Genomic DNA, 23059 nt, shown 5'->3' with positions numbered 1-23059 from the left:
TTTTGAATATTAGACTTACATGCCGCTGCGCGGCACCAGCAATCGTCTACCGATGTCGCAAAGCTTCTTCAACGTCCAAGAGACACCGAAGTCGTTTTTGCTTGCCGCTTGGAAGCCGCGTTATTAGCAGAGGCTTCGGCTCTGGTTTCCAGTTTGGCGTGATCAGCGTAGGCCAGTCGAACCCACATGAGCGGTGTCTATACGGTTACAGCTTGAATACGCATCTCACCCACCACCATAGCCAGAGTTTTCCGAAGTTCCCGAAATCCCTACATTTTTACAGGACAGATAGCAAAAAAGGTCGGACTGGTGTAAAATATGAGGATATGCGTCAAGCAACCGAATCGATGGGTCAAAGGAGATTGAAACGTTTATGAGCGAGCATAGCAAATACAACCACTGCAAAATCGTCGACTGCACCGTGCGTGACGGCGGTCTGGTTAATAATTGGGATTTCAGCGTACCGTTCGTTCAGGATCTGTACGAATCGCTGAACGAAGCAGGCGTCGAGTATATGGAAATCGGCTACAAAAACTCGGCCAAGCTGCTGAAAAGCGATGGAAGCGAAGGACCTTGGCGTTTTCTGAACGACGATTTCCTGCGCAAAATCATCGACAAAAAGAAAACGAAGCTGTCCGCCCTCGTGGACATCGGACGCGTGGACGAAGCCGACGTGCTGAACCGCAGCGAGTCGATGCTCGACCTGATCCGCGTTGCGACATACGCCCGGGATACGGCCAAAGCGACGGAACTGGTTTCCTTGTTCCACGACCGCGGCTACGAGACGACGATCAACATTATGGCACTGTCCAACGTTATGGACAACGAGTTGAACGAATCGCTCGCCATTATCAATGACAGCCCGGTGGACATCGTCTACATCGTCGATTCTTTCGGCAGCCTCGATCCGGATGACTTCCGCTACCTGGTCGAGAAATTCCGCCGCGCTCTCAAAAACAAACGTTTGGGCGTTCATACGCACAACAATATGCAGCTTGCTTTTGCCAACACGCTGACCGCGGCGCAGTTGGGCGTTGAGCTGCTAGACGCTTCCGTATACGGAATGGGCCGCGCGGCCGGCAATACGCCGACCGAGTTGCTGCTCGCCAAGCTGACGAAGCCGGGCTACGATCTTCGTCCGGTACTCGGCATGATCGAGAAACACATGCTGAAGCTGCGCGAGAAGGAAGAATGGGGCTACCTCATTCCGGACATGATCACGGGAATGCTCGACGAGCATCCTCGTTCGGCTATGGCGCTGCGCGCTTCCGCCGACCGCGACAACTTCACGGGCTTCTACGACAAGATGATGACTCCGGAAGTGTTCGGCGCGAAATCTTAAATCGAACAATCAAACAAAAGGCTGTCCTCTCCCAAGCGGGAAGGACAGCCTTTGTTCGTGTAAAGCATGGCTTCGGCAATTGATCGGCTATCGGCCTATTCGAGCTCGGCTGACGCGGCCCCCTTACTTGATCGGTGCCGCGCTTGCGGAAGGGCCACCAATTGGCCTCTCCCAGCAAGAACGAGAAGGAAGGGACGATCAATGCCATGAAGACGGTAGCGTAGAGCAGAAGTCCAATCAGCGTTCCTACCCCGATTTGAACGAGCGTATCGACTCCGGAGAAGCCCATCGCTCCGAACGTCCCGCCCATGATGACAGCAGCCGAGACGATAACCCCGCCCGTTGTCTTCATCGCTTTGGCCATTGCCGCCTTCACGCCTCCAGGGCGATATTCTTCCTTGAAGCGGGCCATCAGGAATATGCTGTAGTCGACGCCCAGAGCGACAATGATAAGGAAGACGAAGAAAGATACCGTCCATGATAGCCCCGGATATCCGAGTATTTTGACGAACAGAAACTCCATCAATCCCATGGTTACGAAATAGTTGAAACCCAGAGAAAGCAGCACGTAAATGGGCGCGAGCACGGACCGAAGCAGGAGCATGAGCACGAGCGCGATTCCCGCGAGCACCAGCCCGCCTGTGCGGACGAAATCGTTAAAGGAAATATCCCGCAGCTCGGCGTATTGCGCCGTCGTTCCGGACGCGTACACTTTCGCGCCTGCGACGGCAGTCATGCCGCCTAATGATTCGCGAAGCGCCGACGTCAGCTCTTCCGTCGCATCCATCGACTCGCCTGCATACGGATTGGATTTCAAGATGACGTCGAACTTCGCCGTCTTGCCGTCGGACGACACATAAGCGTCGAGCGCTTGCTTCAATTGCTCGGAATTAAGCGCTTCGGCCGGCAGCACCCAGCCGCCTATTTGCTTGCCGCCTTCCTTGGCGATGCTTTCCTGCGCCGTTCGCACTTGGTCAAGTCCGTCAGTTACCCGGCCGAGCCCATCGGCGCCCTGCTTTAATCCTTCCGTCAGTTTCCCCAGGCCGTCCTCCAACGTTGCGCTTCCTGCGGCTGCTTGCCGCTGCGCTTCCGCCAGCTTGGCGAAGCCGCTCTCCAGTTGGCGAGCCGCGGGTGCCAGAGCGATCAGCCCTTGACTAAGCGGAGCGGCGCCGACCGCAATCTGCTTCAAGCCCTCCGCGACGGCCTGCTGCTTGCCTGCGATTGCTAGCAGGTTAGAATCGTTTTTCAATTCCGGATGGTTGGCGAGCAGCTCGTCGATATCGGTTTTCATCGATGAGACGGCTTTGCTCGTTCCTTGCAGTCCTGAATTCAACGAAGCGGCTCCGTCCCGGCTTTGCTCCAGCCCTTGCGCGAGCTTCCCTGCTCCGTCCCGCGATTGGACGGCGCCCGTCGCTAGTTGGTTCAGGCCGTCCGTCAGCTTTTCGACGTCTTTTCGGCCGTTGCTAAGCTCGGCTTGCGCTTCGCTCAAGCCGGAGCCGACATCGGAGACGCCTTGCTTAAGCTCGCCGAGGGCATCGTTCGTTTTGCCGAGCTGATCGGATACGGTCAGCTCCGTTAATTGGCGTCCGAGAGGCCGCACGGCGCTCCGGACCTCCTGCACGTCGGGCCGCTTCGCCAGCTCGGCGCTGGCTTGTTCAATCGCAGCGAGCGCTTCCGGCGTCCGAACGGAGGAAGGGAACTCCGCGACCAGCGTGACGGGGAAAAGCTCGCCCGAGCCGAAAGCCTTCTCCACCTGGCGGAAGCCCGAGACCGAGCTCAAGCCCGGATTGATTTCGGCGATGTCGTCGAAGGATCGCTTGCCTTGAAAGAGCAGCGTCAGAGGCGCCAGCAAGACGATTGCCGCCGCGATAATCAGACCGGCCCGCTTCGCGGAGAAACGAGCGGCGGCGGTCCAAAGCTTCGAATCGCCGTGTCCGCGGCCTTGCTCGACGCGAAAAGGCCAGAAAGCGGCTCTTCCGAACATAAGCAGCAAGGCGGGGGCAAGCGTAACGCCGGCAATGAGCGTGACAATTACCCCAATGGATACGCCGACAGCAGACTGGTAAATGCCGAATTTCGCAAATCCGATAAGGAAAAAGGCCGCGAACACGGTGCTGGCCGAGAAGAAAATCGTCTTGCCGACTCCTCTCATCGTTCGCGAAAGAGCGGCGATCCGATCGCCATCCTTGACCAGCTCTTCCCGGAAGCGCTGAATCAGCAGGATGCAGTAATCGGTTCCGGCTCCGAACAGCACCGCGATGAGGAACGATTGCGTGAAGTTGGATACCGGCATTCCGTAATCGTTGGCGACGGCGATCAGGCCGCGGGAAATAACGACGCTAATTCCTATCGTAATGAGCGGTATGAAGGGAGCGACTGGCGAGCGGAAGACGAACAGCAGAATAACAAAGACGAGTATGACGGTAATGAGCTCCGTCTTCGCCAATCCGTCCTGCGACGATTGCTGAAAGTCCTGCGAGATCGGAGCGCTCCCCGTCAAGGAAGCCTTCGCTCCTTCCGGCGAATCGGCCAGCAGCTTTTTCAGCTCGGTCACAGTCTCCTTCGTGTCTTCCTCGAAGGTCTCTTTCGGAAGGTTTACCATCGCAATTGTCGTCGTACCGTCCTTGCTGACGAACCGTTCGGACAATTCGGGCTGCGTATTGGCAGACAGCACGGATGCGATGCCAAGCCTTTGTTTGTCGGTTTCTATTCCGGCGAGCAAGTCGTTCATCCACGTTTTGTCCGCCTGCTTTAACCCTCCGTCCCGGGAGAGAACGATGACGGCGGTGGAGCGGGATTTCGCATCGGGATTGAGCTGCTCCAGAAGCCGAAGGGCTTGCTGAGATTCCGAATCGGCAGGCAAAAATTTTTGTTCCGTTTTTTCGACGATGGCTTGCAGATCAGGGAGCGCTATTACCGATACGGCCGCGAGGCCGAGCCACAACGCGAGTATTCCGAAGCGGAAACGCGACGTCCATTTTACCCATTTTTCCATGCGTGACCTCCTCATGCCTTTCCTAATTCCGTATGCCGACATGTATTTGTTATACCTTAACTAAACTCGGAAATCAATAATTTTGTACCGTTGGTCATTTATTTAAAGAGAATCTGGACAACGTGTGCTACAATGAATGAAATGAAGGAGGCTGCGCATGAAACGGGATGAAAAAAAAGCTCAAACTCATCAAAGAATTATGAATTCGGCTATCGAGCTTTTTGACGAGTTGGGGTACGAGTCAACGACCGTGCAGCATATTGCGGACCGGGCCGAAGTGGCGAAAGGGACTTTTTTTAATTATTTTGCGTCCAAAGAGGACTTGATTATGGAGCTGCAAGGGATGATGATTCTTCAGCAGATGGAGAACGTCTCCGGCAAACCCGGGCCGGTCATTCCTCGAATGCAGTCGGTGCTGTTCGAGCACGCTCGTCAATTCGTCTTGAATCGCTCGGTTACCCGAGCCGTTCTGCAAGGTATCTTCGGCAGCGAACGGGTGCGAGAGGTTCAGCAGGAGCGCTGTCAGGAGCTGACCAAGAGCTTTGTCCCGCTGATCGTTAACGCGCAGAGCAGAGGAGAAATTCGCGGAGATTTGCCGGCGGAAAAGATCGCTCAGCTGGCGGTGCAGGCTTACCTAGGCGTTCTGATGAGCTGGGCGAACGAGCAGGGAGAGCCGGGGCTTCCGGAACAAATGACGTTAACCTTCGAAGTATTCGTTCGCGGGATCAGCCCTTGAATGAAAGCTATTGAGTAAGCTTGCCAACATCGGCAAAGACAACGAGGCTGCGCCAAGGACAGACAAAATCTCTGTTCCCGGGGCAGCCTTCGTTGCCGAGCAAAGGAAGGGCATAACGGGCTTCAGGCCGGATTGCCGTAGCCTTCAAGCTCGCCGTTGCCGCGAATGGCGGCGGCGCGATGAATGGGATTCGGATGGAAGAAGCCGTGTCCTTCCAGCCGGCGTCCTCCGATCGTCGTTGCTTTTACGGAAACGCCGATTTCCTCGGAAACGGCGAACCGTTGCAGCAATTGCTCGTCCGCGACGCCTTCGACGTCGATGAACCACAGGCGCGTCCCATAGTCGGAGACGACCATCAGCTTCGCGCGGGAGAATGAGATCGGAAGAGCTTCGGAGCCTTGGGCGACCGATAGTGAGGCAAGTTCGTAAGTGTCCACGCAGTTGGTTCCTCCGCTGCTATTAGATATTTTTTGGCAACGGCTTGCGAGCCGATTGACCGATATTAGATATTGTATAGGTTCGAAGAGGCAGGATGCAATCGAATCGGGGAAAAGGGGGCGGCAAACATGGCGAACGGGATGTTCATTCGGCATCTTGGCGATCGTGCGCTTTTGTTCGCTTGGAACGAACGAGTCGTTCCGAAAGCGAGCATGGCTTCCTTGGCGGCGCAAATTCGGCAGTGGAAGGTGCCGTGGATCGGCGACGTCGTTCCCGGCTACGCTACGATCGCCGTCCACTGCCGCGGAGCTTCGCCGGCGGAGGAAGCCGCGGCAGCTTTGGCCGAGAGAATCGCCGCTTGCGAAGGGGCGGAGCTGCCGGAGCCGCGCACGCTGACCGTGCCCGTCCGTTATGGCGGCGAGGACGGGCCGGATTTGGAAGCCTGCTGCGCAAGATGCGGTCTGACAGAGGAGCAATTCATAGAGCGGCATTCGGGAACGGTCTATGAGGTTGCGATGATCGGGTTCGCCCCCGGCTTTCCTTATTTGTCGGGCTTGGACGATGCGTTGGCGCAGCCCCGTCACGAGACGCCCCGGAAGCGGGTGCCCGCCGGGTCCGTCGGCATTGCGGGCGGGCAGACCGGCATCTACCCGGTTGCTTCGCCCGGAGGCTGGCAAATCGTCGGACGTACGGACGAGCGCTTGTTTCGACCCGGCGAGGAGGAGCCGTTCGCTTTGACGCCCGGCGATCGGGTTCGTTTCGTTCCGGCGGCGAAGCTGGACGCTGCGGACGAGCCGCAGTCTGCGAATGCTAGGGAGCAGGAGGCGGAAGGCGAGGGCGCAGCCGTCTTAACCGTCGTCAGCCCCGGGCTGCTGACGACGGTGCAGGATTTGGGCAGGCCGGGCTGGCAGGCATGGGGAGTGTCCGTCGGAGGGGCGATGGATTCGATTGCGCTGCGGACGGCGAATATTCTGGCGGGCAACGGCGAGGAAGCCGCCTGTCTGGAAATGACTCTCGTCGGCGCAGCCTTCCGAGTGGAGCGGGACACGGTCCTTGCGGTCAGCGGGGGGCTGTCCGCTGCGAGCATTGACGGGGAGCGGCTGCCTGCGGAGCGTCCGGTTTGGGTGCGCGCGGGCGCGACGATTTCCTTCGGGAGCATGAGCGCCGGGTGCCGAACCTACTTGGCCATCGCCGGAGGAATCGACGTTCCGGTCGTTATGGGCAGCCGAAGCACCGACGTAAGGGCGCGAATCGGAGGCGTCGGCGGCCAGCCGCTTGAGCGCGGGACTCGGCTTCAGGGCGGAGCTCTGTCCGAGCAGTCGCACATCTTGCACCAGTGGCTTCGCAACAAGTCGCTCCGAGAGGACCGGGCTTGGACAACGGTTCCTTGGAGCGCGTCAACGGTTCGGAAGGGGAGCTTTTCGGAAGGAAACCCGGGAAGCGCCTCTGCCATTTCGCTGCGCGTGCTCCGCGGAGCGGAATGGGGAAGGTTCGCTCCCGAGTCGCGGGCAAGGCTGTTCGAGCAGCCTTACCGTGTCGACGTATCTTCCGATCGGATGGGCATACGGCTTAAGGGAAGCCCCCTTCGAATCGAAGCCGCCGTCGAGCTGTCTTCCCACGGAGTTGCCGCAGGAACGATTCAAGTGCCTCCCGGTGGGCAGCCGATCATTCTAGGGGCAGGATGCCAGCCTACCGGAGGATACCCGAAGCTGGCGCATGTTATCGGCTCGGATTTGCCGCTTCTCGGCCAGGCCGCTCCGGGAGCGCTCGTCCGCTTCGTTCCGACGAATCGCGAAGAAGCGGCGAAGGAAGCTCGGCGGGCGGACGGGGAATTGGCGGAGCTTAAGGCAGGGGTTCTTTTGAAGATAAGAGCGGACATGGAACGAATATCATCAGCGAGGTGAAGAGATGACTCAAAGGCCATTAACCGTCGATCTGAACGCGGATATCGGAGAAGGGTATGGCTTGTACGACTTCGGCTGCGACGGCGAGCTGCTGGAAGTCGTCTCGTCCGCCAATATCGCATGCGGCTTTCATGCGGGAGACGCGCACACGATGAGACGGACAGTTGAGCGCTGCCTATCGAAGGGAGTGTCGATCGGAGCGCATCCGGGCCTGCCGGATCGGCTCGGATTCGGCCGCCGCGAAATGGCGGCGTCCCCCGAAGAAGTTGCGGACTGGATCGTCTATCAGATTGGAGCGCTTCAAGCTTTCGTTGCGGCCGCCGGCGGAGTTCTCCGTCACGTCAAGCCGCATGGCGCGCTGTATCATATGGCGTCGGCGAAACCGGAAATCGCCGAAGCGATTGCGAGAGCAATCCGTTCCGTCGACTCGTCGCTGCTTCTTTTCGGCCCGGCAGGCACTTTTTTGGAAAAGGCGGCTTTGTCGCAAGGTGTGAGCTTTGTGGCGGAAGGATTTGCGGATCGGGCTTATTTGCCGGATGGACGGCTTGCGCCTCGCCAATTGGCCGGAGCCGTCATAGAAGAGACGGAACGAGCCGTCAGCCAGGCGGTATCCATCGTGAAAGAAGGGAGATCGGTTGCCATTGACGGATCGTGGGCTGCGGTTCGAGCCGAAACCATCTGCTTGCACGGAGACGCGGCGAACGCGGCGGAGCGGGCCAGACAATTGAAGCAAGGGCTGGAAGCAGCCGGAATAAAGACCTCATTTCCCCGGAAATAAGTCATTTATTGGCGAAGCAATGGCTAATAATGGTTAGCAAGCAGGAAAATGACGATCCGTGTTGAAAAGGACTAAGCAACAGCTTTTACCGATTTGCGGAGGCCTTCCTATGTTAATGAATCGAGCGGAAATGAAGACTGGCTGGATCATCCTTGCGGCATCTCTTTTATTTGCCATTTTGCAGTGGAACGGGGCTTGGCTGGATCAATGGGTCGCCGCCCTGGACCAGACGACGTTTCAATTGGCGATGGAGATCGTAGGCTTCGCCATTTGCGTCGCCGTGCTCGCTTTCGGCTGGATGATATTCGTGCCGACGTTATGCAGGCAGCGTCTTATGATCGCGGCCTTGTTCGCGGCGATAGGCGTGTTCGACCTGCTTCACGGACTTAGCGCTTACGGAATGCCGTTATACCGGGAGGCTGCCGGCGAATCGCCAATGATCGCGTTAGGGTGGATATCGCAGCTGTTCGGATCGGCGGGCTTGCTCGCTATTTTTTCGCTGCGCAACAAACCGGTCTCGCCGCGTTCGCGGCTATATGCGCTAGCTGCACTTGTAGCGGTCGTGTCGCTCGTCAGCTTGGCGGTGTTCAGGGCGAACAACTGGAACACGGCGTGGATCGACGCCTTGCGGCCGTTCGTGCAAGGAGCCGTCGTTACCTTGTATGCGGCGACCATCGCCATTATTTTGTACCGGCACCGCAGAGAACGTCCCCAAGCGATGCTGACGATCGTCCAGGCGCTCGTCTGGCTGCTGTTCTCGAAGCTGGAGATGGCGGCGGGCGCGAACGACGCTCACATGCTTTTGTCCGAAGCGTTCAAGCTTGCCGGTTACTACCATTTGCTTAAAGGCATCTATTATGTGCTGATCGAAGAGCCGTTCAAGCGGCAAAAGAAAGCGGAAGCGCGAATTCATTTTCTCGCCTATCACGACGAGCTGACGGGACTGCCGAATAGACGGCTGTTCAAGGAACGGGTGCAGTCGGAGATGGATCGGGCCCGGCTCGGCCATCATCGGTTCGCGCTGCTGTGGCTCGACTTGGATCGGTTTAAGACGATCAACGATTCTATGGGGCACGCATTCGGAGACAAGCTGCTCGCGGAAGTGGCCTTGCGGCTCGAAAAATTTTCTGATCGGAGGGAAAACGTTTTTCGAATGGGGGGCGACGAGTTTACGATTCTGCTTCCCGGCGTACCGGACGAGCGGGCGGCCGAATCGGCCGCGGATCGGCTCGTGAGCTTGCTCGATACCCCGATCAAGCTTGGGCAATCCGCCTTTCATCTGACCGGAAGCGTCGGTATGGCGCTGTATCCGGACGACGGCTCGTCCCTCGATCTTTTGCTGCAGAACGCGGACACCGCTATGTACAGGGCGAAAGAAGGGCGGAACGGGTGGACGCGATATACCCCGGACATGAATTTGAGAGCTAAGGAACGGCTCTTGCTCGAGAACGATTTGAGAATTGCCTTGGAGCTCGATCAATTTCGTCTCGTGTACCAACCGCTCGTCGATCTGGAAAGCGGCAAGCTGGTCGGCGCGGAAGCGCTGGTCCGTTGGCATCATCCGCAGCGTGGGGAAATTTCTCCGGCCGAGTTCATTCCGATTTGTGAAGAGAACGGATTTATTTTGCCTCTTGGAGAATGGGTGCTGCAGCAAGCTTGCCGTCAGATGAAAGAATGGGAATTGGCAGGCTACCCTCCGATCATAATGTCCGTCAACTTGTCGATCCGGCAGTTCCGTCAGCACGATCTGTGTGATCGGATTCGCAAGACGCTGCAGGAAGCCGACGTGAAGCCGGAATGGCTGGAGCTTGAAATAACGGAGAGCATTATGGCCGACGTCGCTTTTGCCGTAGATATGCTGGCCAATCTGAAGAACATCGGCGTTCGGATCAGCATCGACGATTTCGGGACGGGCTATAGCTCTTTGCATTACTTGAAGCGGTTTCCGATCGACAAGCTGAAAATTGATCGCTCGTTCGTGAGCGATGTGCTCAGCGACCGCAACGATGCGGCTATCGTGTCGGGTATATCGGCGATGGCGCGCAACCTGAATTTGAGAGTAACGGCTGAGGGCGTCGAAAGCGAAGGTCAGGTGGAATTTTTGAAGCTGCAGCGGTGTCAGGAAGCGCAGGGGTATTATTTTTCCAAGCCGGTAGCTCCTGATATGTTCGTTCGTTTGTTTGCGAAGGAAGCCGCGATATGATGCATACGAACGGCAGCCAACGTCTCTTCATTTACGGCTCCCTCCTTCCCGGTCTGAGCAATCATGGGGTTATTGAGCCTTTCTGGCTTGCCTGCGTACCGGGAAGCGTTCGGGGCCGATTGGTCGATGTTGGGGAATACCCGGCTGTGGTTCAGGACGATAAGCATACGGTTCGCGGCCTGTGGGTGGACATTCGCCGCGCAGGATTGCCCGTTCTGGACGAGCTCGAAGGCTTCGTCGGCATCGAGGAAGCCAATGACTACGAGCGGGTGTGGATGACCGACTCGGCCGACCCCGCATTGTCGGGATGGGTCTACGTATGGGCGGATACGCGAGGATACCCTTGGGCGGGCAGCGAATGCTGGGTGTCGGTATGGGCGAGGAAGAACGAATAATGCATGCAGCGAAAAAGGGCAGCGTCAACGGTCTATTGGACTTTGGCGCTGTTCTTTGGTTTTATTGCGGGGAGAGGCGCATTCGGCCGTTTGCTGGCGGATCGGCTGAGTAGGGGGAAGAAGTACCATACATTCAGCGGTCGGCAGGCGGATTGGCGCAATAGTGGGAAGAGGTACCATACATTCGGCGATTGGCAGGCGGATTGGCGCAATAGTGGGAAGAGGTACCATACATTCAGCGGTCGGCAGGCGGATCGGAGCAACAGTGGGATGAGGTGCCGTACATTTGGCGGTCGGCAGGCGGATCGGCGGAACAGTGGGAAGAGGTACCATACATTCAGCGGTCGGCAGGCGGAACGGCGGAACAGTGGGAAGAGGTACCATACATTCAGCGGTCGGCAGGCGGAACGGCGGAATAGTGGGAAGAGGTGCCGTACATTCGGCGGTTGGCTGGGGGATTGGCTGAGCAGGGGGAATAGCTCCCGTACAATTGCCGCATGGGGTGTGTTCGAATGAAAAAGGGATTGAGCAGGCGCTCAATCCTTTTTTTTGCGAAACTATTGGAGAGACTGACGGGCCAAAGCGGCCGCTTCGGTCATCCGTTGAAGGGCTGCGATCGTCTCCGGCTCGCCGCGCGTTTTCAATCCGCAATCGGGATTGACCCACAGGCGGTCGGCAGGAACGACGGCGAGAGAATCGCGGATGACATCGAGCATTGTGCTTACTTCCGGTACGACCGGGCTGTGGATGTCGTAGACGCCGAGACCGATGCCGTTGCCGTACGGCTGATCGTGAAGCGCAGTGATCAGCGAGCCGTGGCTGCGGGACGTCTCAAGAGAGATGACGTCGGCGTCCATCGCTTCAACCGCATCGATGATTTCGTGATAATCGCAATAGCACATATGAGTATGAATTTGCGTCTCGTTGCGTACGCCGGACACGCTCGTGCGGAAGGCTTCGACCGCCCAATCCAGATAGGCGGGCCATTCGGATTTTTTGAGCGGCGCGATTTCGCGCAGTGCCGGCTCGTCGACCTGAATCATACCAATGCCCGCCGCTTCCAGGCGCAGCACTTCGGCATCGAGAGCCCGGGCGATCTGCTCGGCGATTTCCCGACGGGACAGATCGTCGCGGTAGAACGACCAGGCGAGCATCGTAATCGGACCTGTCAGCATGCCTTTGACCGGACGGTCGGTGAGCGATTGCGCGTATACCGTCTCGGCTACCGTCATAGGGCCGCGGTCGACGACGTCGCCGAATATAACCGGCGGCTTCACGCAGCGGGAGCCGTAAGACTGCACCCAGCCGTTGGACGTAAAATAATACCCGTCAAGCAAGTGGGCAAAATGCTCGACCATGTCGGTGCGCTCGAATTCCCCGTGTACGAGCACGTCGATGCCGAGCTCTTCCTGACGGCGAATCCATGTTTCGATCAAGCCGTTGATGAGCGAGCGGTAGTCGTTCTCCGACAGCTTGCCGCGACGCCAATCGAGACGCGCTTTGCGCACTTCGGCCGTCTGCGGAAGCGAGCCAATCGTCGTCGTAGGCAGCAGCGGAAGCTTAAAGCGCTCTCGTTGCAGGACATGTCTCTGCGCGAATGCGGCGCGGGCGGAAGAAGCATCTGCTGTAGCAGCTTGAGCGGCGCGCTGGCGTCCCGGATGGTTGCGAAGCGCCTCCAGCGCTGTGCGGTTTTCTTCCAAGCGGGCAGGCAAAGCGGCCGCGCCGTTGCCGGAGAGGCGAGCTTCGAAAGCCTCGGCGAGCGAGACGATCTCCTGCAGCTTCTCGTCTGCGAATGCAAGAGATTCGCGAACGACGGGATCGCCCGACGTTTCTACCTTCGATGTGACAGGAACGTGCAACAGGCTGCAAGACGGCTGAACGATCAAGTCTCCGGCAGGAACGAGAGCGGCAAGCGCCTCCAGCACAGTGAGAGCGCGGTCCGGATCGACGCGCCAAATGCCTCGGCCGTCAACGACTCCGGCGCCGAGCTTTTTGCCCGTGCTCCATCCGACCGTTTTGACGGCTTTTAGATTTTCTTCTCCGCCGCGAACGAAATCAAGTCCGATTCCGTCGACCGGCAGCGCGAACACGGATTCGGCATGCTCGACCGAGCCGAAATACGTTTGCAAATGCAGCTTCAAGCCGGGATTGGCGGTTTTTAAGCCATCGTATATTTCATGCAGCAGAGCCAGATGCTCTTCGGGAACATCCGTTACGAGCGAAGGCTCGTCCAGCTGAGCCCACTCGGCGCCCGCTTGAGCCAGCTCGGCCAAAACGGCATTGTAGACCGCAATGTAAGAACGGACAACGTTCGCGAATTCGCCTTTGGCAACTCCTTTTGCAAGTCGGACGAAGGTATAAGGTCCGATCAGCACGGGACGCGTCGTCAATCCGGCTTCTTCTTTCGCTTCCAGGAATGCATCGCGCCAAGGGTTGAACGCCAAACGCGGCTGCGGCTTCGAGGCAAGCTCGGGGACGAGATAGTGGTAGTTCGTATCGAACCATTTCGTCATTTCGCACGCGGGCGCTCCTTCTTTGCCGCGAGCCATGGCGAAGTAAACGGCAAGAGAGTCGGATGCTCCAAATTTGCGGAACCGCTCGGGAACGAGGTCGAATGCCGCGATATGGTCCAGCATAGAGTCGTACAGCGTGAAATCGCCGGAAGGCAGCAAAGCGACTCCCGATTCCTTCATCCGAAGCAAGCGGCGAATCCGCAGCTCCCGCATTTCCTTGCGGAAAGCTTCCTCATCCTGCTTGCCCGCCCAGAACTGCTCCAATCCTTTTTTCCATTCCCGTTGCTCCCCTATTCTCGGGTAGCCCAATCCGGCCGTTAAGACGTTGGCCATTGCTGCAACACACCTTTCCCTCCATAAAATCAACCGCCTGCCTGAGCCGTGACGAGGGCAACAAAAAAAAGCATCCTTGCGCTCCTGTCGTCGGTTCGGGGAGGGCAAACATGCTTTTTGAAAAACTCAAATAAGCGTGTAAATGCCGGAAAATCCCTATCTACCGTAGGTTCCGTGGCTAAAATGAATAAAGGCAGGCTTCTCTGGCTGGAGGAGACGACTCCTCTTACAGTGGCGGGACCGCGCCGGATTCTCACCGGCTTTCCTATTAAACCGCTCACCGCCGAATTTCTTCGGCTGCGGTGCCTTCATTCATTAGTTATGCGGTTGGCTTAATAAGTATACATAACAATGTATACATATGCAATACCGCTTTCGTCACGGAAGGTTCGGTTGAAGAGACTATTTCTTTCAGTTACGATGGAGTTGTTTGGCTCCTTTCGAATAGGACTCTTGGACGCGGAAGAAGGTACTTATTAATGATCCAGCCATGGAATGGACAATGGAGAACGCACAGATTTGCTTGGCTAATTTTAGGATTAATTGCGATAGGGGCGATTTTGTTCGCCGGAGCATCGACGGCCGGCGCGCATGCATCGCTTACCAAGACGGAGCCTTCCGCGGACGCTCGCATGGACGCGAGCCCCGAAGCCGTCCGGATCGTGTTCAACGAAAGATTGGATACGGGCGGAGCGAAGCTGTTCGTGCTTGACGAATTGTCCAAGCAGGTCGCAGGCGGCAGGGATCCCGAGCGTATCGAGCAGGGCAAAGGGCTGCAAATTCCGTTGCCCAAGCTCGGGGAAGGACACTACACCGTCTCTTATTCGGTTATCTCGGAGGACGGTCATCCCATTTCGGGGGCTTACGTGTTCACCGTAGGAAATCCGGCTCCGCTTCCGGACGCGAGCCAGCTCGATCCCCACAAGCAGGTAGGACATTCGAGCCACGATCACGGCGGTACGGCGCTGACCGACCGGCTATTCCTGCTCTATGCCGCGAGAATCGTTTATTATGCGGCGCTGCTAGTGTTCGCTGGACTGCTCCTATGGAGCGTCCAGCGCAGCCCAAGCGAAACGTTAAAGCAAGCCAGAGACAAGGCGATTGATATAGCGGGCAAGTTCATGCTGCTTGCGGCGCTCGCCTATGTGTTCATCAGCATGATGGATTTGATGAGGGGAGAGCCGGTGTCGGCCTGGCTGGATATTTTGACGGATACGACGACGGGACGGCTTTACGCGGCTACGCTCCTGCTTGGCTTTGCGGCGCCGCTCGTCGGCGGAATCGGGCTGGCGGCAAGGCTGTTCTGGACAGCCGTCATGCTGTTCGTAGAGGCTTGGTCGGGGCACGCTTCTGTTTTCAAGCCCGTCATCTATACGGTTGGTCTTGACTACGTGCATTTGGTTGCCGCTTCTCTTTGGTCAGGGGGGCTTATCCTTCTGTATGTCGTATGGCGCAAGGAAAGGCCGGAAGCCGGAAGGTTTGCGCTCGTCTTTTCCCGCTGGGCGCTGCTGTCATTCCTCGTGCTGTGGGTAACCGGCATTTTGTCTACGCTCGACTTTTTGCCGTCGCTTGCTTATCTGTTCTACACCGCTTGGGGAAAATGGCTTATTGCCAAGGCAGCGATTTCGCTGCTGGTCGCCATTGCCGCTTTTCTCATCCGAAGACGGCTCGCACGCGGGGATTTGCCGCCGAACGGGCTGCTGAAAGCGGACGTCGGCTTGCTGGCTGCGATCGTATTGACGATTGGAATTTTGACGTATCAAACGCCGCTTCCGGCCAACGAACCGCTTCACTATCATGAGATGGGCGCCGATTTGCACGTGACGCTGCGGGTCACTCCCAACGCGCCGGGGGACAACTCCTATATTTTGAAGGTGTGGCTGCCCGAGACGCTCGGAAATCCGAAGCAGGTCCAACTGAGGCTATTGCCTGCGGGGCGCGAGGATGTCGGGTTTATCGATGTTCCGATTAAAGCGTTCGAAGACGACGAAATGGACAGCTTTCCGGAATATGCGAAGTTTGCATTCGAAGCCGAAGGTCCGTATATGCCGTTCGCAGGAGAATGGAAAGCGCAAATTCGCGTAACGGATTCGAAAGGCACCGAGCTGGTGAGAGAAACGACGTTCCGGGTTTATTAGCGGCTCGGGAAAGGAGGAGCGGGATGTTCAATCGCAAAATCAAGTGGCTCATCCTGCTCATTCCGACGCTGACGATCGGACTGTGGGAATACGTGCGCCATGCGTTCTTATTGCCTTATATGACGATGGATCTCGGAAATCTTCTCGCACCGTTTATCGTGCTGGCTGTTACGTTGACCGTTGTGCGGGGGCTGTTCTCCCATTTGGAGCATTCGCAAGTTGCGCTTCAGGCGGAACGAACGCTAAGCGCTGCTCTCGAAGAGCGAGAGAGGCTTGCGCGCGAGCTTCACGACGGCATTGCGCAATCGCTGTTCCTGCTCGCGGTAAAGCTTGATCAGCTGGACCGGATCGCTCCGAAGGCCCGGTCATGGAGCTTTCCTCGCAGCTGCGGGAAACGGTACGAGTCGTTCACGAGGACGTCAGGCAAGCGATTGCGAATTTGCGGTTGCCGCCTACGACTGCCGTCTCGGCGTGGGTAGTCCCGCTCAGGGAGCTGCTTGGGGAAACCGCGCAGGTAACCGAGGCGGAGGCCGAATTCCGGTGGTCGATTCCGGACCGGAGCATGTCCGAGAAGGAGAAGGTCGAGCTGCACGCTTGCTTGAGGGAGGCGCTTATTAACGTTCGGAAGCATTCGAAGGCGGCGCATGTGCTCGTCGTCGGCGAAACCGACGATTCGGGCGGCTTCCGGTGCGCGGTAGAGGACGACGGGGTCGGCTTTGCCGGAGATCCGCTGCAAGCTCCCGGACGGTTCGGCCTGCGCATGGTAAGGGACCGGGCGCGCGGGATGGGATGGTCGTTCACGGCCGAGCGGAGGGGCGGCCGAACGGTCGTGGAAATCGTGAAGCGGGGAGAGAAGCAGGGATGAACGGTCCGATACGAGTGCTGCTGGCGGACGACCATCGGCATGCGCGGCAGGCGATGTCGGAAATCGTCGGGGCCGAGCCGGATATGGAGGTCGTCGGCGAGGCGGCAAGCGGGGAAGAAGCGATAGAGCTGGTCGACCGGCTGCTGCCGGACCTCGTCCTGATGGACATCAACATGCCGGGAATGGGCGGCTTTGAAGCGGTCAAGACGATTAAGGGGAGGCATCCTCCTATCAAAATCGTCATGGTAACCGTATCCGACGATGCGGCCCATCTGTTCGAAGCTCTCAAAAAAGGGGCGCAAGGCTATCTGCTTAAAAACTTGAACCCGTCCGCGTGGAGAGACTATTTGCGAGGCGTGGCGTTCGACGAGGCTCCGCTCAACGCCGATTTGGCGCTGTCCATTCTGAGGGAATTTTCGGGACGAAAGCCGGCGTCGGCTTCGGAGAGAGCTCGGGGAGAAGACGGCACGGTTATGCAGGAAGGGCTGACTCCGAGGGAACGCGGCATTTTGCAGGAGGTCGCAAGAGGGCAAAAAAATCGCGAAATAGCAGCCGTTCTCGGATTGTCCGAGCATACGGTGAAAAACCATCTCAAGAACATTTTGCAAAAGCTGCATCTCGACAACAGGGTTCAATTGACTCGATATGCGTACGAGCAAGGGTTGGTCGAGGGCGAGTAATCGCCCCGGCCGATATTTTTTGTCCGGACTGACTCTTTCGAGTCATGCGCGAGATTCCGGCTCAAGCTATACTCGAATTATGAAAAATAAATAGAGCGAGAGGCAGGAGTCGGAGTTGAAAAAAAGTCTGGTCGTCTTATTGGTATTATTGTTCACAATCGCTGGAGCGGGGCTGGCAAGCGCGCATGTCACCGTACAGCCCCAAGAGGTAGCCGCTGGCTCCTATCAAGTGTTCACGCTTCGGGTGCCGACGGAAAAAGATGTCGCCACAACCCAGGTGAAAATTGAAGTTCCAGCCGAAGTAACGGTATCGAGATTCGAGCCGAAGTCGGATTGGACCTATGATTTAGAGAAGGACGCAGACGGCAAGATCGTATCCGTCACTTGGAAATCGACGGGCAAAGGCTTGTCCGCGACGGAATTCGGGCAGTTCCTCTTCCAGGGGAAAGTGGCTGACGAGGCGAAAGAGCTTGTCTGGAAATCGTACCAGACGTACGCCGATAACAGCGTCGTCGAATGGACGGGCGCTGCGGACGCCGAGAAGCCGGCATCCGTAACGACCGTGACGGCGAAGGTCGAGGGCTCCGACGGCCACGGAGCCGCAGGAAGCGCGAGCGGCGCAGCTCATGACGACGGAGATAACGGCTCGGATCGGGACACTCTCACGCTGTCTCTAGCGATTGCCGGACTTGCGGCTGGCGTTCTGGCGCTTTTAGTAGCGCTGTTTCGCCGCGGCGGCAAGCGGGCGTAACGAATATTGAAAACCGTCAAGGAGCGATTGATCCGCTCTTTGACGGTTTTTTTATTCTCACAAAACCGGATCGGAGGAGGCAAATGGGGGCAGCAACGGTCCGCGATGCATCGAACAGAAAAGTGCCGCCAAAACAATAGGCAATCCCAAGGCCGAACGGCTTAGGGATTGCCTATTGTTCATTTTGTCAGCAGACTGTCGCTTTATTTGGCTTCCGCCGAGCTGGAGGATGCTTCCGCTTGAACGCCGGCTTGGACGGATGACTGAGCGCTCGCTTGGCCGGATGCCGGAGCGGCAGCTTCCTTGTCCTTCTGCTGGGCTTGTCCTTGCAGCAGCGCGGCTTGCCCCTTCGTTTGCGCGTTGTTCAGCGCATCATCCAGTGTAATCTGGCCGTCGAACGCCGACTTTAGCTCCTGCTGGGCAATGGTCATGAACTGCATGAGAAAATCGGACGGAAGCTTGTCGTAATTTTTGTAGATGGTCGATTCCGTCGGCTTCAAAGTATAGAAAGCCTTCATGTTATGTCCTTCGTCGTCTTTGTAATAGGTCGTTCTTACCGGCAGATTGCCGCGGTTCAGCTTCGAGGTCACTCTCGCATACTCGTCGCTCATCACGTATTGAAGGAACTCTTTGGCCGCATCTGCATTGGCGCTCTGGGAGCTGACGGCAAAAAATTGGCTGAGTCCGACGTTAGGGCTGCTATCGGGAGCTTGAGGATTGACCGGCACGGTTACCATGTCCCAATTTTTGATCGCTTTGTCTTTGACTTGCTGCTGGGCTTGCTTGATCTGATCGATCAAATAATTGCCTTCCAACTTCATCGCTACTTTACCGGCAACGAAAGGATCCTGAAGCAGATAATCCTCATAAGATGAAGTGGCCGATGGAGCGGATGGATCCTGGGTATGAAGCGCTCCCGATTTTAACGCTTTAAAGGCTAGGTCGAACGTCTTCTTCCAGGCGTCGGTGTTGATCGTAACTTGCGCCGTAGTCGGGTTGACGAAGTTAAGGTTGCTGGAGGCTCCGATCATGCTGCCGAATTGATATGGATCGCTATTGTAGCCGAGACTCAAGCCGTAAACCCGCTCCTCCTTGGAGCCGGTCGTAGGAAACCGTTGGGCAAGTTGGAGCATTTGCTCCCAGCTCATCTTGTCCGTCGGAAGATCTACGGAGTACTTTTGGAACAAATCCTTGTTATAGTAGAGAACCTGGCTGTAGTAGTTGGGGGTGAGTCCGTAAAGCTTGCCTCCGCCCAATTCCTTGAAATAATCGATCAAGCCGGGAATGAAGGTTTCTTTGTTGAATTTCTTGTCCTCAACCATGGAGTCGAGTTCGAGAAGCTTGCCGTCGTTCCCGTATTTGGTCAATTGCTCCGACGACAGAAATAGGATGTCGGGCTTATTCTCATCGATGAATTTCGTCATTTCCGCTTCCAAGTCTTTTCCGGGCTCGCTATTGTTATACTGCTGGGTGACGATTTGAAATTCGACTTCCGGATGAAGAGCGGAATAGAGCATGCCGAATTGGTCGAAGAACGACCTTTCGTCATAATACATTACTTTGATAGTCGCTTTCTCAGTTTCGGATTTGTTCTCCGTCCCGCCTATGTTGCAGCCCGTCATCATGAGGGTCGCCGATAAAGCGAACAGAGCCGTAAGGCGCTTTCTGTGGAAAACCTTCAATTCATCCACTCCCTTTTCTCTCAAACATTGGAAATATTATGGCTAAATATGTATGATTGTACCATAACATTGTCGCTAATCTGCATTTCTAGGGCATTAATTCCAGCTAAAGATTATATTAATTTTTTCTTAAGGACTCCCCTTTCGAAGCAATCGGATGAGCGGAAGTTGTGCGGCGTTGTCCCATATGACCGATTTGTTATCCGAAAAACGTCTTGACAGCACGTATCGATCACAGGTAAAGTCTGACTAGGAATTCCACTAGGGGCGCCCGCAAGGGCTGAGATAAGGCAGACCGCCTTGGTCCCTCTGAACCTGATCTGGGTCATGCCAGCGTAGGAAAGTGGACTTGTGCGAGTCAGCGATAGGCAGGAGGAACGGTGTGCTCGCCCGGCAACGGGCATGCATTCCGTTCGTCCGTTCCGTATCCCGACACCTCAGGCCGCTCCCTATGGGGCGGCTTTTCGTTGTTTCCGTTTTATTGGCGGAGTCGGCGGGGAATCGTTTCGTAGGAGCGCCGGGAGCTTCCCCGTATTCGAAATGCGAGTACGGCGTCAAGCGTCCGCAAGGTGAAAGGAGCTTCGCGAAATAAGGCAGCCGCTTTTCGGCAGCTCCGCGCATGTAAGTCCATATCCGTACAGAGGCCATCTAGGGGACATTCCGAATCCAATCGAATGTTCACGGGAGGTTTTTCGTTATGCCGATTTTGACGACGCCGCTGCCGGGCAGCCGCAAAACGTATGTGATGGGATCAAGGGAAGATATCCGGGTTCCGATGCGCGAAATCGCTCTTGCCGACAGCGAAGGAAGGGATGGCTCGGCGCAGCCGAACGAGCCGATCGCCGTCTACGACGCGAGCGGTCCGTACACGGACGAAGGTTATACGGCGGATGTCCGGCAAGGGCTGCTCGCTCTGCGCAGCGGCTGGATTGCCGAACGCGGCGATACGGAGACGTACGAGGGTCGGGAGGTGAAGCCGGAGGATAACGGCTTTTCCACGATCGAAAGGGCGAGCCTCAAGGGAGCGGAGCTTTTTCCAGGGTTGAACCGCAAGCCGCTCCGGGCGAAGCCGGGGCGCAACGTTACGCAGCTTCACTATGCCCGCCAAGGGATTATTACCCCCGAGATGGAGTTCGTCGCCATACGGGAAGGGATGGACCCGGAATTCGTACGTTCCGAGGTCGCCCGCGGCCGCGCGATCATTCCGGCGAACATCAACCATCCAGAAACCGAGCCGATGATTATCGGAAGCCGATTCCACGTGAAGATCAACGCCAACATCGGCAATTCCGCCGTCGCCTCCTCCATCGAGGAGGAAGTCGAAAAGATGACGTGGGCGACCCGATGGGGAGCGGACACGATTATGGATTTGTCGACCGGAAAAAACATTCATACGACGCGCGAATGGATCGTCCGGAACTCTCCGGCGCCGGTCGGCACGGTTCCGATTTACCAAGCGCTCGAAAAAGTGGACGGCAAGGCGGAGGATCTGAGCTGGGAAGTATTCCGCGACACGCTGATCGAGCAAGCCGAGCAAGGCGTCGACTATTTCACCATTCATGCGGGCGTGCTTCTGCGCTACATACCGATGACGGCGAAGCGAGTGACGGGAATCGTCTCGCGCGGAGGCTCCATCATGGCGGCTTGGTGCCTCGCTCATCACAAGGAGAACTTCCTCTACACTCATTTCGAAGAGATTTGCGAAATTATGAAAGCATACGATGTCGCCTTTTCGCTCGGGGACGGCCTTCGTCCGGGATCGATCGCCGACGCCAACGACGAAGCCCAGTTCGCGGAGCTAAGGACGCTGGGAGAGCTGACCCATATCGCCTGGAAGCACGACGTGCAGGTTATGATCGAGGGGCCGGGCCATGTTCCGATGCATCTCATCAAGGAAAATGTCGATCTCCAGATGGAGCTGTGCAAGGAAGCTCCGTTCTACACATTGGGCCCGCTTACGACGGATATTGCGCCGGGCTACGACCATATTACGTCCGCCATCGGAGCGGCGATGATCGGCTGGTTCGGAACGGCAATGCTCTGCTACGTAACCCCTAAGGAGCATTTGGGCCTTCCGAACAAGGAAGACGTCAAGGACGGCGTTATCGCTTACAAGATTGCCGCTCATGCCGCCGATCTCGCCAAAGGGCATCCGAGGGCGAAGCTGCGCGACGACGCGCTGTCGAAGGCGAGATTCGAGTTCCGCTGGCGCGACCAGTTCCATCTGTCGCTCGATCCGGAGCGGGCGATGTCGTACCACGATGAGACGCTGCCGGCCGAAGCGGCGAAATCGGCGCATTTTGCTCGATGTGCGGTCCGAAATTTTGCAGTATGCGCATTACGCAGGACATCCGGGATTATGCCGCCGAGCACGGGCTGGAGACGGAAGAAGCTATCGAGGAGGGGATGAAGGAGAAGGCGGAATCGTTCAAGGATTCGGGAAGCCGGATTTATGCTTGACCGGACGCATGCTGCGCATTGATCGTCGTCGGGTCGGAAGCGCTAGCCGCGCCGCTGGCCCGGCATATGGAGGACACCAGAAGAAAGGAGCTATTCCAAAAGGTCTGCAAGACAATAGGGACAGCTCCTACTTCAATGTGGTCGAGCGGTCGAGCGCGTATCAGTGGTATGAGGTACCGTACATTCGGCGGAAAGTGCGAACGAGCGCTCAACAGTGGTATGAGGTACCTTACATTCGGCGGAAAGCGGGTGCGGTCGAGCGCGCATCAGTGGTATGAGGTACCGTACATTCGGCGGAAAGTGCGGTCGAGCGCGCATCAGTGGTATGAGGTACCGTACATTCGGCGGAAAGTGTGAACGAGCGCTCAACAGTGGTACGAGGTACCGTACATTCGGCGGAAAGTGCGATCGAGCGCTCAACAGTGGTATGAGGTACCGTACATTCGGCGGAAAGTGCGGTCGAGAGCGCATCAGTGGTATGAGGTACCGTACATTCGGCGGTAAGTGCGGTCGAGCGCTCAACATCGGTATGAGGTACCGTACATTCGGTGGAAAGTGCTGTCGAGCGCGCATCAGTGGTATGAGGTACCGTACATTCGGCGGAAAGTGAGGTCGAGCGCGTATCAGTGGTATGAGGTACCGTACATTCGGCGGAAAGTGTGAACGAGCGCTCAACAGTGGTATGAGGTACCGTACATTCGGCGGAAAGTGTGAACGAGCCCGCATCAGTGGTATGAGGTACCGTACATTCGGCGGAAAGTGCGATCGAGCGCTCAACAGTGGTATGAGGTACCGTACATTCGGCGGAAAGTGTGAACGAGTGCTCAACAGTGGTATGAGGTACCG

At 57.0% G+C, this 23059-nt stretch carries 15 protein-coding genes, 1 pseudogene and 2 riboswitches; of the genes and pseudogenes, 12 read left to right on the top strand and 4 right to left on the bottom strand.

Annotated elements, in window-relative coordinates:
• Positions 1-373 precede the first annotated feature (373 nt).
• Complete coding sequence (locus D3H35_RS10125) at positions 374-1342, top strand: aldolase catalytic domain-containing protein (protein ID WP_119148972.1); 969 nt, start codon at positions 374-376, stop codon at positions 1340-1342.
• Here the strand turns inward: D3H35_RS10125 and D3H35_RS10120 are convergent.
• Positions 1287-4337, bottom strand: coding sequence for an MMPL family transporter (locus D3H35_RS10120; protein WP_158594051.1), 3051 nt, complete (start codon positions 4335-4337; stop codon positions 1287-1289). The genes D3H35_RS10125 and D3H35_RS10120 overlap by 56 nt on opposite strands.
• A gap of 157 nt (positions 4338-4494) precedes the next feature.
• Here D3H35_RS10120 and D3H35_RS10115 point away from each other — a divergent pair, with 157 nt between their 5' ends.
• Entirely contained in the window at positions 4495-5073 is a 579-nt protein-coding gene (locus tag D3H35_RS10115) for a TetR/AcrR family transcriptional regulator (protein WP_119148968.1), read from the top strand.
• Between the two features lie 122 nt (positions 5074-5195).
• Here D3H35_RS10115 and D3H35_RS10110 read toward each other — a convergent pair whose 3' ends face one another.
• Positions 5196-5510 (bottom strand): hypothetical protein, encoded by a 315-nt coding sequence (locus tag D3H35_RS10110; RefSeq protein ID WP_119148966.1) that lies wholly within the window; start codon positions 5508-5510, stop codon positions 5196-5198.
• A gap of 129 nt (positions 5511-5639) precedes the next feature.
• Between D3H35_RS10110 and pxpB the strand changes: the two genes are divergently transcribed.
• The 4 genes from pxpB to D3H35_RS10090 all read left to right on the top strand — a co-directional run bounded on the left by pxpB (position 5640) and on the right by D3H35_RS10090 (position 10791).
• Positions 5640-7415: a 5-oxoprolinase subunit PxpB gene (gene pxpB, locus D3H35_RS10105; protein WP_119148964.1), complete on the top strand. Its 1776-nt coding sequence runs from the start codon at positions 5640-5642 to the stop codon at positions 7413-7415.
• A 4-nt stretch (positions 7416-7419) separates the two neighbouring features.
• Positions 7420-8193 (top strand): LamB/YcsF family protein, encoded by a 774-nt coding sequence (locus D3H35_RS10100; RefSeq protein ID WP_119148962.1) that lies wholly within the window; start codon positions 7420-7422, stop codon positions 8191-8193.
• Between the two features lie 109 nt (positions 8194-8302).
• Positions 8303-10396: a putative bifunctional diguanylate cyclase/phosphodiesterase gene (locus D3H35_RS10095; RefSeq protein WP_119148961.1), complete on the top strand. Its 2094-nt coding sequence runs from the start codon at positions 8303-8305 to the stop codon at positions 10394-10396.
• Positions 10393-10791, top strand: coding sequence for a gamma-glutamylcyclotransferase family protein (locus tag D3H35_RS10090; RefSeq protein WP_233567854.1), 399 nt, complete (start codon positions 10393-10395; stop codon positions 10789-10791). Before D3H35_RS10095 ends, D3H35_RS10090 begins: the two co-directional genes overlap by 4 nt.
• A gap of 557 nt (positions 10792-11348) precedes the next feature.
• Here the strand turns inward: D3H35_RS10090 and metE are convergent.
• Positions 11349-13637, bottom strand: a complete 2289-nt coding sequence (gene metE / locus D3H35_RS10080; protein ID WP_119148957.1) for a 5-methyltetrahydropteroyltriglutamate--homocysteine S-methyltransferase — start codon at positions 13635-13637, stop codon at positions 11349-11351.
• Between the two features lie 175 nt (positions 13638-13812).
• A riboswitch (cobalamin riboswitch) is annotated at positions 13813-13962 on the bottom strand.
• A 154-nt stretch (positions 13963-14116) separates the two neighbouring features.
• Here metE and D3H35_RS10075 point away from each other — a divergent pair.
• The 5 genes from D3H35_RS10075 to D3H35_RS10060 all read left to right on the top strand — a co-directional run bounded on the left by D3H35_RS10075 (position 14117) and on the right by D3H35_RS10060 (position 18071).
• Positions 14117-15775, top strand: a complete 1659-nt coding sequence (locus tag D3H35_RS10075) for a copper resistance CopC/CopD family protein (protein ID WP_119148956.1) — start codon at positions 14117-14119, stop codon at positions 15773-15775.
• Between the two features lie 23 nt (positions 15776-15798).
• A complete protein-coding gene (locus D3H35_RS32225; RefSeq protein ID WP_233567853.1) occupies positions 15799-16254 on the top strand; it encodes a histidine kinase in 456 nt (151 codons plus the stop codon).
• A complete protein-coding gene (locus tag D3H35_RS32220; protein WP_233567852.1) occupies positions 16215-16640 on the top strand; it encodes a sensor histidine kinase in 426 nt (141 codons plus the stop codon). The genes D3H35_RS32225 and D3H35_RS32220 overlap by 40 nt, the downstream gene beginning before the upstream one ends.
• Positions 16637-17320, top strand: a complete 684-nt coding sequence (locus D3H35_RS10065) for a response regulator (protein ID WP_119148955.1) — start codon at positions 16637-16639, stop codon at positions 17318-17320. The genes D3H35_RS32220 and D3H35_RS10065 overlap by 4 nt, the downstream gene beginning before the upstream one ends.
• 115 nt (positions 17321-17435) lie before the next feature.
• Positions 17436-18071: a YcnI family copper-binding membrane protein gene (locus tag D3H35_RS10060; protein WP_119148954.1), complete on the top strand. Its 636-nt coding sequence runs from the start codon at positions 17436-17438 to the stop codon at positions 18069-18071.
• A 203-nt stretch (positions 18072-18274) separates the two neighbouring features.
• Here D3H35_RS10060 and D3H35_RS10055 read toward each other — a convergent pair whose 3' ends face one another.
• Positions 18275-19762 carry an ABC transporter substrate-binding protein gene (locus tag D3H35_RS10055; RefSeq protein WP_147355805.1) on the bottom strand — a complete coding sequence of 496 codons (1488 nt, stop codon included), beginning with the start codon at positions 19760-19762 and terminating at the stop codon, positions 18275-18277.
• 244 nt (positions 19763-20006) lie between these two features.
• Positions 20007-20112, top strand: a riboswitch (TPP riboswitch).
• A 338-nt stretch (positions 20113-20450) separates the two neighbouring features.
• Between D3H35_RS10055 and thiC the strand changes: the two are divergent.
• Positions 20451-22213 (top strand): annotated as a pseudogene (thiC, locus tag D3H35_RS10045) (phosphomethylpyrimidine synthase ThiC).
• Positions 22214-23059: the final 846 nt, after the last annotated feature.

The organism is Cohnella faecalis (assembly GCF_003570905.1).
GTDB lineage: Bacteria > Bacillota > Bacilli > Paenibacillales > Paenibacillaceae > Cohnella > Cohnella faecalis.
This window is presented reverse-complemented; position numbering and strand designations above follow the sequence as displayed.